Consider the following 12,030-nt stretch of genomic DNA (forward strand, 5'->3'; position numbering starts at 1 on the left):
AATGATAAAAAACAAAAAAGCCAAATGGATTGTAAGAGCATTCTTGTTTATAGGAACCGTAGTTTCATTATGTTTTGTTCCTTGGATTTTGGTAAAGGCTTGGATTTTACCGCTACCGAATACCATTCAAGAACAAGTAGATGAAGCAATTGGTTATGGTTTTGATGGTATGATTGTTTACATAGATCAAGCAGGCAAACCACCAATATTTTTCACAGGTGGTTGGAAAGATAGAGAAAAGAAAATACCAGCCGAACCAAAATCTTTGTTCAAAATTGCTAGTATCAGTAAGCTGTATACGGCTGTGGCAGCTACCAAGTTGGTTAAAGAAAAGCGTCTGTCTTTTGATAAATCACTAACCGATTATCTCCCTGAGCTAAAAGAAAGAATTGAAAATGCCGATGAAATCACATTGAAAATGATGATTCAACACCGTTCTGGGATTCCAAACTTTACCGATAATCCGGCGTTTTGGGAAAACGAAGAAGAAAATGGCAAAAATGCTTTAGATTTTGCTTTGGACTTACCTGCTAGTTTTAAACCAGACAAAGGATATGAATATTCGAACACGAATTATTTGTTGCTTCGTAGAATTCTTGATGAGGTTTTGGGATACAATCATAATGAGTATGTCAAAGAAAAAATTTTGAAACCTCTTGAATTGAAAAACACATTTTTTTCGATTAATGAGGTTGATTTAGATGATGTAATGAGTGGATATTATGTAGGAATTGAAGAAGATTTTAAGGCCCGCGACTTTGGAATGTTAGCAACCGCAGAGGATGTTGGAATATTTTTAAGAGCTTTAAATGATGGTTCTGTATTTGAAGAAGGTGAGGAGGAAATATATCCTTACGAATATAATCACGGTGGTTTAGTCATTGGTTATCAAAGCTTGGCAGAATATCACAAAGATATAGATGCAGTTGTCGTTCAATTTATTAACACAACTGATTTTGAAGGTTATGAATGGAATTTATCGGAAATTATAATTAACCGAATTGTGAAAATTGTTAAAAAGGAAAACTAGGCGCAACAAAGCATTAATTGCATTGAAAGGCAGTTTAGCCATAGTTTTGAAAGTTCAAATAAAGGATTATCTACCCGTCTAAGATTTAGTAGTTTTATACAAAAGAGATATCCATCACATGACGGATATAATTGTGGTAAGCCATTTGCCCAGACCAACAAAATATGAACAAATCGACAGAATTTTTTGACACTAAACTTGATAAAATAGAACATTATCAAAAGTTTCCTTCAATGCGTCCTTTTATTGGAGAGAATTACGGAAAGTACAATTCACGAAAAATAATGTTGGTTGCTGAAAGCCATTATTTACCACCAAAATCGACTATAAGCCAAAATCCTGAAAATTGGTATAATTCTAAACAAACAGATTTATCAAAAGAAGAAATTGCTTGGATAAACACAAGAGGTATTTTGAGTGGAGATTGGAAGCCTAATGGACATATGATATTCAGAGAGCTGAACACTCGAATGTCTGATTTTATGGATGTTAAGGAATTTAGAGCTATGACTAACGTAGCTTTTATGAATGGATTTCAAAGACCAGCACCAGAAACTGGAGATTCGATAAAAAAATTCTGTAAGCCAATTGATTATAAAATTGGAGCGCAAACTATTAATGCAGTTATTAATATTATCGAACCAGATTTAGTAATTTTTGTATCAAAACTATCTTGGGATAAATTAAGATGGAAAATTCCAAAATCGGAATTAAGAGTAAAATATGATTTTGTATGTCATCCAGGAACAGGCGGTCGATATTGGCATAACAAAAATTATGAACACGGAATGAAAAAATTTAAGTCATTAATAGAAAGTGAAGTGAATACAAACGTTTAACAACAAAGAACTGAGGTAATCAAAAGTTCAAAAAAAGAATTAAAATTACCATATGGGCGTTATTTTTTTAAAAAATAAAAGCTTACCATAAGGAATCTTGGAACGCATGGAGTATTTAACCAGACCCTTAGGTTTAACATTAATAGTTTTAGTTCGCCAAGTATATTCTGGTAGTATGGTTCTCGAAAAGTGCTTTTTGTTCCATAATTAATTCAAAACCCTCTAGAAGTTTTAGATCGTTTTTATTTCGAGTATTTGTTAGAATATAAGTTTGCGGATTTTCTTCGGCGTATTTTACAATAGCTTCAATGGATTGAAATACGGAAAAAGTACGTTTAAAATTTACTGGAAAAGCACTATCAAAACGTTTAAATACAATAATATTGTCATTTACGTTAATATGTTCAAGGGCCATATTAACCGGACTTTTCTCTGTTAATCTCGGATATATGTAACCAAAAAGTAAAAGTCCCATAAACATCCAACCTCCTGTAATTACTAAAAAGGAAATTCTTAGTTTTTCCTTTTGGTAAAAATATAGGCCTAAGATTGAAGCTGCCGCCAGAATTAATAAGAACAAGCTCAAAAATCTTATTTCGTAGAATTGTTTTTCGATTGTGAGTGCCAAATATCCCCCTGCGGCAAGAAGTATGGATACAATAATCAAAATAGATAAACTCCAGTATACCCACTTCTTACTAGTTTTTTTCCAATATACTTTTTGAAAATAGTTGGCTATTATAAAACCCAAAAAAGGATAGCATACCATAGGGTAGTTTGGGAGTTTTGTTTTAGATATACTAAAGAATAGTATGGTGGTACTGCAAACCACCAGGGCCAATAGTACCATGTCATTACTTATTCTGTTCTTCCAAGCGTGTGCAAAAGATTGGATACCAAATATCGAAAATGGTAGCATACCCAGCAAAACGTACATAATCGTGACTAAAAAAAGTCCTCCATGACCTTCTTTTTCAGAACTGAACCTAGAAATGTTATGCTCTAGAAAGAAGCCTCTTGTCCAATCTCCATCAGTTGCTATATGTACTCCATAAAACCATGGCGCAGCTATTAATAAAATTAATAACATTCCAAAAACAGGTTTTAATCGTAGCAGCGTTTTCCAATTAAAATCCTTTTTAATTAATAAAAATATAGGTACGATTAAGCTTGGTAAAACAATGGCAATGGGCCCCTTTGTCAATACACCTAAACCAATACCACCATACATGGCCAAGAACCACCCCCATTTACGGGACTTGTAGAAAGCGTAAAAACCAACATACGAAATTGTAACAAAGAAGATTAGATAAGGATCGGGTACGGCCAAATGAAACTCATTGATAAAAAAAATAGAAGCCATTAAAATTAGTACCGTTACCCATGCATTAAAAAAATCTGTATACTTTTTAATAAACCAATAGGTAACCAATAAGGTTAATGTGCCAAAAAAGCCTGAAAAAAAACGAGCTCCAAACGCATTAAAACCGAATAATTTATAGCCTAGGACCATAAAGAAATAATGTAAGGGCGGTTTATCGGTCCGTAATTCTCCGTTGAAGTAAGGAATCAAAAAATTATTGAAAACCAACATCTCTCTAGCGGCCTCACTATTTCTAGCTTCGTCCAAAATGTAGATGGGGTAGGAGGCAATAAACGATGTGCAAACCAAGAGACTTAAAATACTTAGAATGCCATAATCGTACTTATAGATGAAACCCTTAACCAAACGGTATAATTGAGTATTATCCATTAAAAAACTGGTTAATAGCGTCTTGAGTTCTTTTCTGTGCCCTGGATAAATTGATATTGATTTGAAGGGAATGCCATTTTCTTGGGTACTTACGAACTATTAAATATGCCACTATGGTTGAAAGCATCCCGAAAAACATTCCAAAATATACATCAATAAAAAAATGTTGAACAAGATAAATTCTGGAGAACCCAACTATAGTCCCCAAAAATACCAATACCCAGCTGGCAGTACTGTTTCTTGATAGCAAAGCGAAAAAAGAGGTTAAGTAAAAAATAGTTGCAGTGTGTCCGGAAGGAAACGTATTAACGTATCTGATTTTTACCCCATCCACCAGGTTTATGAATTCTCCAAGGCCTGCATTTCTGAAGTAAAGATAAGGCCTTAATTCACCGGCATAAATGCCCTTTTTGAATAGTAAAACCAAGATGATTTGAACCACAAAAGCTAGAAGGAATATGGCTAGCCATTTAAATTTGAATTTTAAAACCAAAAGTGCCGCAAAAACAACCATTAAAGCATTTCCTAATGCGCTGGCCTTACTGAAGAACAAATCCCAAAAAGGGGTTCTTACAGCATTAACGGATAACACTATGGTTCCTTTTGGGAAAAATAAGAAGGGAGAAAAAATGGCGAGAAACAGAAGAAAGGGTAGAAGTCGCTTATATACTATCTTCATATAAGATGGTTTTATTCCAAAATTATTCACTATAACAGGGCAAATGGTTAAGTACCAATTATCTATTCTTTACCAATTTCTTTAGGGATTGTAAATAAATTCTATAATTGTTTTAGCTGATTTAAATCAATCTTATCAAATTGAAAATTTAGCCTGTTTAGGAAAGGACTTTTAATAGATTAAAAAGAATGGTTCAAGTAAAGGATTATCTACCCGTCTCAGGTTTAGTACTTTTATACAAAAGATATATCCGTTATTACAGATATCCACAAATTATAGTATATATCCATCAAATGAAGGATATTCAGTTGTTGTGCGGCATACAAAGAAAGCCAACGCTCGGTCAAGCACATTTGGTTTTTTCCAACGCTAAATTCCAACGCTGAAAAACCAAAAGAGCTTGCCCTATTTCAACCCACTACAAGACAATTGTAACATATGCCCTTCTTTGGAAGTTACTAAAAATTCATATATTTGAATTCAACAGTGTTGAATTATATTAAACATGATTGAAGTTGAAATCACTTAAAATTGGAAGTCGCATACGAATACTAAGACAAGGCCAAAAACGAAGCCTACAAGAAATCGCCGATTCATGCGGACTTTCGAAGAGTATGGTATCAAAAATTGAGACCAACTCAGCAATACCTTCTGTTGCCACCTTAGTAAAAATTGCCAAAGCTTTGGGAACTAATGTTTCGGTATTAATGGAAGAGAATGATTCTGTCAGTTCAGTAAAGGTGTCGTTGGAAAAGGCTATGAAGAACTTCACTAAAACTGAAAAAGGCTATAGCATCTTTCCTTTTGCATCTGAAATACCTTCAAAAAAAATGCAGCCTTTTCTGTTTGAGGCAAAGAAAGGGGAAGTTATTGAACACCGGCTTTCTCACGAGGGCGAAGAATACATGTACATTGTAAAAGGAGCTATGACCCTTCGTGTTGGAAACATTGAATACAAGCTTCAAGAAGGCGACAGTATCTATTTTAATGCAATTGAAGAACACGGCATTATGCCAATTACAGACACCGTTCATTATCTAAACATATTTGTATAATCACTACAACCTCAATTATGATGAAAATTAGTTTATTCTCTCTTCTTATAACATTCTTTACCCAAATATATGCTCAACAAAAACCTGTTAATCTGGAAGTTGATATAACGGAACTGCAAGGCCCACTCAAACATATCTGGGCTTGGTACGGTTATGACGAACCCAACTATACGTACATGCAAAATGGCAAAAAGCTTTTGGCTAACCTGGCCGAAATAAGCCCGGTGCCGGTATACGTCAGGGCGCACAACTTGATGACTACAGGTGATGGAACACCCGCTCTTAAATGGGGCTCTACTAATATGTATACCGAAGACGAAAACGGCAACCCGATATATTATTGGAATATTGTTGATAGTATATTTGACACCTATGTGGATTTAAAAATGAGGCCATTAGTTCAAATAGGATTTATGCCCAAAGCCTTATCTACAAATCCAGAACCCTACCAGCACGAATGGGAACCTGGAGTTCCATATCATAAAATATTAACGGGCTGGGCATATCCTCCCAACAACTACGACAAATGGCACGAACTGATATATCAGTGGGTTAAACACTGTATAGAAAGATACGGACGCGACGAGGTTGAAACCTGGTACTGGCAAGTATGGAATGAACCTGATGCTGGCTATCTCCAAGCCGAAAACCGACTTAAAACATACTGTAAGATGTATGACTACGGTGCAGATGCCGTATTAAAAGCATTGCCAACAGCAAAGATAGGTGGCCCACATACTACCGGAGGCGGACACGAGTTTGTCCGTGGATTTATCAATCATTGCATAAATGGCACCAATGCTGCTACCGGAGAAAAGGGCACACAGCTTGACTTTATAGCTTTTCATGCCAAAGGCTGGCCACAAGTTAAGGACGGAAAAGTTGTAATGAAAATGGCTAGTCAATTGAGTAATGTAAAAAACAATTTTGCTGTAATATCATCATTCCCCGAGATGAAAAACATCCCTGTTATCATCGGAGAGTCTGACCCGGAAGGCTGTGCTGCATGCGGAATGAAAACCAACCCTGAAAATGCATACCGAAACGGCACCATGTATTCCAGCTATACAGCAGCTTCAATTCCACGTATACTTGATTTTGCAGAACAATACAACGTTAATCTAATTGGAGCTGTAAACTGGTCATTTGAATTTGAGAACCAACCTTGGTTTTATGGTTTTAGGAGTCTTTCGACCAATGGAATTAACAAGCCAGTGCTGAATGTATTCCAAATGTTAGGAATGATGTCAGGAGAAAGGGTAAAAGTAAGCGGTGAGCTGGCTTATACGCATGAATCGATCCAAAGCAATAGCGTGCGCGGTAGACAAACAGATGTTGCGGCTTTTGCTGCCACTGATAAAGAAAAAACAACAGTGTTATTATGGAATTACCATGATGTGGACATCCAGGAATCCAGTGCCACTATAGAGTTAACCATTAAGGGATTAAACGTTAAGAAAGCAACCTTGGAGCACTATCGAATTGATGCAGACCACAGTAACGCATACGAAGTCTGGAAAGAAATGGGATCGCCCCAACAACCAACGCCTGAACAGATTAAAGCGCTAGAAAAAGCCAGCGAACTTGCATTAGTTGAAAAAGCCAGAAAGGTAAAGTTCAGTAATGGCAAGGCGAATATTACAATTGATCTTCCACGCCAGGCCGTTTCATTTTTACAGATTACCTATTAAAATGCAGAAATACTTTGCTGACGCTGACATTTGTATGTGCCTGAAAATTGCATGCGATTTAAACAAGTAAGCTTGATGAAAATGACGAAATTGTAAAATCGTTCCATTTTGTCGACCGTTTGTTTGACAGAGATACTCTCTTTGTACATCAATATAAAATTAATTTTCTATATGTTTTAAAAGCATATTCTCAGTTCGGAAATATGACCATCGAAAAATTTAGAAGGGAAACGAAAGATAAGTTTAAAACCAACTTTATTGAATTCTTTTCTAATAAGAAATCCGAATTTGAATTTTATGGAGATGAGAAAGAAGATTTTGAAAACTTTGTCGAAAAGAACTTTAGAAAAATAAATGGCAAAACCTTCATCACGAAAGACGAAAAATTGATTTTGGCAAAATATAAAGGAGATGAGAGTTTAAACGAAATTCTAACTGAATTTAGGGAATATGAATTACAATAGCCAACGCAAGTTCAAGCAACTTGCAATACTCGTTCCTGCGGTTGCAAAGAGCTTTCACGCCAGCGCTGAAAGACGACTAGAAAGGAAGTACGACCGCACAACAATGGCTCATACGTAATGTTTTTTGCCGCAGGCGCAACACAAAAAACACTACGCATAGCCGAACCGTTGAAAGTTCAAATAAAAGATTTTTAAACGACTAGTAGACATACCATTCCTTTTTTAGAGCGGAGGATTTGTCTTCCAAGGATAGATTTGCCCAATGAGAAAAATCTACGCCACCGGTAAATATTTTGGTTGACTAAAGTCTTTCTTCATTGTGGAATCGTGTACGAAATCGTGTACGGCAGCTAAAAATACGGAAATTTCAGGCATAAAAAAACGGCTCGTTTTGGACGAACCGTTGATTTTACTGGCCTTAGCCTTAGTAGCGGGGACTGGACTCGAACCAGCGACCTTCGGGTTATGAGTTCAAAGATTTTACCTTTTTCCGCCTCTTTTTAGCTTGTTTTAACAAAAAACGTATGCGTATTCGTATACACTGATTATTAATAAATATTTAAAGGCAATACTAGCTAAAATTATCTTAATAATTGTTGTTATTAAAAAATAACTTAGGCAGTGTTCTTAGTTGCTAATTTTCTAAAATTGCCTTTTTTCAAAATAACGTTCCAATTTCCTAACCAAATATTAACTTATAGAAGTTTACTTATAATCATATTATTGTCTTTTTTTGCCTCATATATTTAATATTAGTAAACTTGAAGGGTTTTAAAAGTAAAAAGTTTAAAGATGTAATAGTGGTAGGCCATGCCTCTTTAGCTGCTTTTGGCACCTATTTCTGCATGTACGCTTTTAGGAAACCTTTTGCTGTAGCCTCCTTTGAAGGTCTAACATTTGCAGGTATAGATTACAAGATTTGGCTGGTAATCTCGCAGGTTTTAGGTTACGCCCTTTCTAAATATCTGGGTATTAAATTTATTTCAGAGCTTAAGCCCAAACGTAGACTGGTCTATTTAATAGGTTTAATAAGTTTGGCAGAATTTGCCTTATTATTTTTTGCGTTAGTACCCTCACCCTATAACATTTTATTCATGTTTTTGAACGGCATACCCCTTGGAATGATTTGGGGTATTGTTTTTTCCTATTTGGAGGGTAGGCGATATACAGATATTCTTGGGGTGGTTTTATGTTCCTCCTTTATAGTCTCTAGTGGAATGGTAAAATCTGTTGGCTTGGTAACAATAAACCAATTTGGGGTGTCCCCGTTTTGGATGCCATTTGTTACTGGGGCTATTTTTTACCTTCCATTAATAGCCTGTGCTTACTGGCTCAACAAAATTCCAGAACCCAACAAGCTAGATAAAATAGATAAGGTAGCCCGTAAACCTATGACAAAAGCAGACCGTAAAAAGGTAATTAGTGTTTTTTGGTTTCCCTTAGCTATTTTGGTTCTGTTCTATACCTTTTTAACGGCGTTTAGAGATTTTAGAGACAATTTTGCTAGAGAATTATGGGATAGTATAGGCTATGAGGGAGATGCTAGTGTATATGCAACTTCTGAGGTGGTTATAGCAGTTGTAGTGCTAGCATTGGTTGCAACGGTGTTCTTTATCAAAAATAATTTTAAAGCATTATTGGCCTATCACTTTCTACTACTGCTAGGGGTAGGTGTAATTGGAATATCTACGGTGTTCTTTCAATATGGATTACTTAATCCTTTTCTATGGATGGTAATTACGGGTTTTGGTTTGTACAGTTGTTACGTACCGTTTAACTGCTTGTTTTTTGACCGATTTATAGCCGCATTTCGAATAAAAGGTAATTCCGGTTTTTTAATTTATATAGCAGATACGTTTGGATATTTAGGTAGTGTTGGGGTTTTGTTATATAAGAATTTTGGACAAGGTAGTTTGTCTTGGTTAAACTTCTTTGTGTATGGTGCTTACGCAATAACCACTGTGGGTATCCTAATCACCATCATTTCTTACTTAGATTTTAAATCTAGATACAATAAAATAGGATTAAATAGTAAAGCCATTTATGGAAATGAAATATGATTTAATCGTGATTGGCGGAGGTGTTTTAGGAACATTTCACGCTTATCACGCCTTGCAAGCAGGTTTAAAAGTGGCTTTGGTAGAAAAAGACCAAAAACCTAGGGGAGCAACTACGCAGAATTTTGGGCAAGTAGTACCATCTGGTATGAATGCCAAATGGCAAAAGTTTGGTAGGGAAAGTTTAAGAATTTACAAGGAAATTCAATCACAATTTAATATTAGTGTGCGCCAAAATGGGTCGGTTTATCTGGCGTCAAATGAGGAAGAAGAGCAATTGTTGGTAGAGTTAAGGGCAATAAACAATACCAATTCTTACAGTTCAAGAATGCTAACTAAGCAAGAATGCTTGGCTAATTATCCCGGATTAAACCAAGATTATGTAAAAGCAGGCCTTTTTTTTCCAGAAGAAGTTACTGTAGAGCCAAGGATAATGATTCATCAATTACAGTCTTATTTGGTAAATCATAAAAATTTGCACCTATTTACCCAATGGACGGCCAATACTTGCGAGTCTGTAATGGACACTGTGCGCATACACAGTACTAAAGGGGAGGTTTTGGAGTCAAAAAAGATTGTTATTTGTAACGGTTCCGAATTTAAGATTTTATATCCTAATCATTTTGAATTGAGTGATTTGGAGGTGTCTAAATTACAAATGATGCAAACCAAGCCACAAGAAAACTACAGTTTAAAAGGTAGCATTCTCACGGGTTGGTCTATACGCAGGTACGAAGCTTTTACAGAGTGTCCGTCTTATGCTGCGGTAAAAAGTAAAGAAGATGCAAACAGTTTACAAAAAAAATGGGGAGTTCATATTTTATTTAAACAAGCTATGGATGGCTCTATGATTTTAGGAGATTCCCATGAATATGCAGATGCAAAAAACATAGATCAGTTAGGTTTCGATTTAAATATGGACATAGACAACTTTATGCTTACAGAAGCCAAAAAAATATTTAAGTTACCCAATTATACCATTCAGAATAGGTGGTACGGAATGTATGCCCAGTGTAAGAACAGTGATATTTTTAACCAAGAAATAGAACCTAATATACATGTGATAACGGGTATTGGCGGTAAAGGAATGACAGGGAGCGCAGGTTATGCAAAAAAGAATATTACAAAACTTTTCAACTTATAAAAATTATGGGCAACATTAAACTTGCTGTTTTTGATATGGCCGGAACCACCGTAGATGAAGGAAACGTGGTTTACAAAACATTGGCAAAGGTGCTAAACAATTCAGGTTTTTCTATAAAATTAGAAGACGTACTTACATATGGGGCGGGTAAAGAAAAAAGAACAGCAATTGCAGATATTTTAAGAAGATTTACTACTGTAGAGAATGTTGACGGTGTAGCAGACGATTTATTTGCAACCTTTAAAATGGAATTGAAAGAAGCCTATGAAAGATTAGCTGTTACAACTTATCCAGGAATGGAGCAGTTATTTCAAAACTTAAAAAATAATGAAATCCAAGTTGTTTTAAATACGGGTTATGACAAAAAAACGGCAACAACCTTATTGTCTAAATTAAATTGGATTATTGGGGAAACCATTGATGGTTTGGTTACCGCAGACGATGCTGAGCATGGTAGGCCTGCGCCAGATATGATTTATAAGGCCATGGAAATTTGCAATATCACAGATGCGGAGGAAGTTTTAAAAGCGGGTGATTCTGCAATAGATATTGAAGAAGGCAAGAACGCACAATGTGGTATTACGGTAGGTGTACTTTCTGGAGCACAAACAAGATTACAATTAGAAGAAGCTAATCCAGATTATATTCTTAACTCCTTACCAGAGTTGGATAAAATTCTTTTTGATAATTGAACTAAATAAAAAAGTAAACTACCAACATTTTAGAGGCGATTGTTCCCCGGTTCTTAGGAACATGGGGAATTCGTCCATCAAAAAAAATAGAATCGCCCTCATTTAAAAGTACTTCTTGGTCTCCAATTTCATAATAACAAGACCCAGAAAGGATATATTTAAATTCAAATGCATCCGTAACTACTTTTTCCCTTTTAGAATTAGGCTGAACTTCTAACAGTACACTCTCAAAGCCTACAGAATTTAATTGTTTACTAAACATATAGTTATAGGTAAAGCCAACCGCTTCATCTTCTTTTTCTATAACAGTGTATTCGTTTTTTCTGGCAACCAAAAATGTTTGTCCGGTTCCCTTAGGTATGCCATCAAAAAAAACGGGTAATTCGGTTTCCAAAGCATCAACTATTTTTAAAAACACAGGTAAAGAAGGTATGGTACGTCCATTTTCTATCCTAGAAATTAACCCGGCGGTAACGCCCGCGGTAGACGCAATATCATTTATGGTCTTTTTATTGTTCTTACGTATTTCTTTTATGCGTTTGCCAATTCCAATTAGGTAGTCCTCCATTTTTGGGTAGTGTTAAAAAGTTTAATATTTATAACTATTTGTAAAAGTCTTAAAAATA

General features: G+C 35.5%; 11 protein-coding genes. 8 read left to right on the forward strand and 3 right to left on the reverse strand.

All coding sequences use genetic code 11. The annotated features are described in order from the left end of the window. Position 1: 1 nt before the first annotated feature. Both ACXAGS_RS12865 and ACXAGS_RS12870 read left to right on the forward strand, forming a co-directional pair. Positions 2–1,030 (forward strand): serine hydrolase domain-containing protein, encoded by a 1,029-nt coding sequence (locus ACXAGS_RS12865; protein WP_474907265.1) that lies wholly within the window; start codon positions 2–4, stop codon positions 1,028–1,030. Positions 1,031–1,194: 164 nt separating this feature from the next. Continuing rightward, the gene (locus ACXAGS_RS12870) at positions 1,195–1,869 is read left to right on the forward strand and encodes a hypothetical protein (RefSeq protein WP_474907267.1); all 675 of its coding nucleotides are present in this window, start codon (positions 1,195–1,197) and stop codon (positions 1,867–1,869) included. 148 nt (positions 1,870–2,017) lie between these two features. Here ACXAGS_RS12870 and ACXAGS_RS12875 read toward each other — a convergent pair whose 3' ends face one another. Both ACXAGS_RS12875 and ACXAGS_RS12880 read right to left on the reverse strand, forming a co-directional pair. Further along, the gene (locus ACXAGS_RS12875) at positions 2,018–3,622 is read right to left on the reverse strand and encodes an ArnT family glycosyltransferase (RefSeq protein ID WP_474907269.1); all 1,605 of its coding nucleotides are present in this window, start codon (positions 3,620–3,622) and stop codon (positions 2,018–2,020) included. Beyond that, positions 3,615–4,301 (reverse strand): phosphatase PAP2 family protein, encoded by a 687-nt coding sequence (locus ACXAGS_RS12880; RefSeq protein ID WP_474907271.1) that lies wholly within the window; start codon positions 4,299–4,301, stop codon positions 3,615–3,617. Before ACXAGS_RS12880 ends, ACXAGS_RS12875 begins: the two co-directional genes overlap by 8 nt. 515 nt (positions 4,302–4,816) lie before the next feature. Between ACXAGS_RS12880 and ACXAGS_RS12885 the strand changes: the two genes are divergently transcribed. The 6 genes from ACXAGS_RS12885 to ACXAGS_RS12910 all read left to right on the forward strand — a co-directional run bounded on the left by ACXAGS_RS12885 (position 4,817) and on the right by ACXAGS_RS12910 (position 11,404). Continuing rightward, positions 4,817–5,356, forward strand: a complete 540-nt coding sequence (locus tag ACXAGS_RS12885; protein ID WP_474907273.1) for a helix-turn-helix domain-containing protein — start codon at positions 4,817–4,819, stop codon at positions 5,354–5,356. A 17-nt stretch (positions 5,357–5,373) separates the two neighbouring features. Continuing rightward, the gene (locus ACXAGS_RS12890; protein WP_474907275.1) at positions 5,374–7,047 is read left to right on the forward strand and encodes a GH39 family glycosyl hydrolase; all 1,674 of its coding nucleotides are present in this window, start codon (positions 5,374–5,376) and stop codon (positions 7,045–7,047) included. Between the two features lie 203 nt (positions 7,048–7,250). After that, positions 7,251–7,511, forward strand: coding sequence for a hypothetical protein (locus tag ACXAGS_RS12895; protein ID WP_474907276.1), 261 nt, complete (start codon positions 7,251–7,253; stop codon positions 7,509–7,511). A gap of 761 nt (positions 7,512–8,272) precedes the next feature. After that, positions 8,273–9,571: a DUF5690 family protein gene (locus tag ACXAGS_RS12900; protein ID WP_474907278.1), complete on the forward strand. Its 1,299-nt coding sequence runs from the start codon at positions 8,273–8,275 to the stop codon at positions 9,569–9,571. Beyond that, complete coding sequence (locus tag ACXAGS_RS12905) at positions 9,555–10,712, forward strand: TIGR03364 family FAD-dependent oxidoreductase (RefSeq protein WP_474907280.1); 1,158 nt, start codon at positions 9,555–9,557, stop codon at positions 10,710–10,712. Before ACXAGS_RS12900 ends, ACXAGS_RS12905 begins: the two co-directional genes overlap by 17 nt. A 5-nt stretch (positions 10,713–10,717) precedes the next feature. Beyond that, entirely contained in the window at positions 10,718–11,404 is a 687-nt protein-coding gene (locus tag ACXAGS_RS12910) for a phosphonatase-like hydrolase (protein WP_474907281.1), read from the forward strand. A gap of 1 nt (position 11,405) precedes the next feature. On the opposite strand, the gene ACXAGS_RS12915 is transcribed toward ACXAGS_RS12910, so the two are convergent. Then, complete coding sequence (locus ACXAGS_RS12915; protein ID WP_474907283.1) at positions 11,406–11,972, reverse strand: helix-turn-helix domain-containing protein; 567 nt, start codon at positions 11,970–11,972, stop codon at positions 11,406–11,408. Positions 11,973–12,030: the final 58 nt, after the last annotated feature.

The sequence above is a fragment of the Croceivirga sp. ABH4_376 genome (genome assembly GCF_056160685.1).

Coding starts and splice junctions, on each gene's coding strand:
- ACXAGS_RS12865 (WP_474907265.1), top strand. CDS start 2: ATGATAAAAAACAAAAAAGCCAAATGGATTGTAAGAGCATTCTTGTTT.
- ACXAGS_RS12870 (WP_474907267.1), top strand. CDS start 1,195: ATGAACAAATCGACAGAATTTTTTGACACTAAACTTGATAAAATAGAA.
- ACXAGS_RS12875 (WP_474907269.1), bottom strand. CDS start 3,622: ATGGATAATACTCAATTATACCGTTTGGTTAAGGGTTTCATCTATAAG.
- ACXAGS_RS12880 (WP_474907271.1), bottom strand. CDS start 4,301: ATGAAGATAGTATATAAGCGACTTCTACCCTTTCTTCTGTTTCTCGCC.
- ACXAGS_RS12890 (WP_474907275.1), top strand. CDS start 5,374: ATGATGAAAATTAGTTTATTCTCTCTTCTTATAACATTCTTTACCCAA.
- ACXAGS_RS12895 (WP_474907276.1), top strand. CDS start 7,251: ATGACCATCGAAAAATTTAGAAGGGAAACGAAAGATAAGTTTAAAACC.
- ACXAGS_RS12905 (WP_474907280.1), top strand. CDS start 9,555: ATGGAAATGAAATATGATTTAATCGTGATTGGCGGAGGTGTTTTAGGA.
- ACXAGS_RS12910 (WP_474907281.1), top strand. CDS start 10,718: ATGGGCAACATTAAACTTGCTGTTTTTGATATGGCCGGAACCACCGTA.
- ACXAGS_RS12915 (WP_474907283.1), bottom strand. CDS start 11,972: ATGGAGGACTACCTAATTGGAATTGGCAAACGCATAAAAGAAATACGT.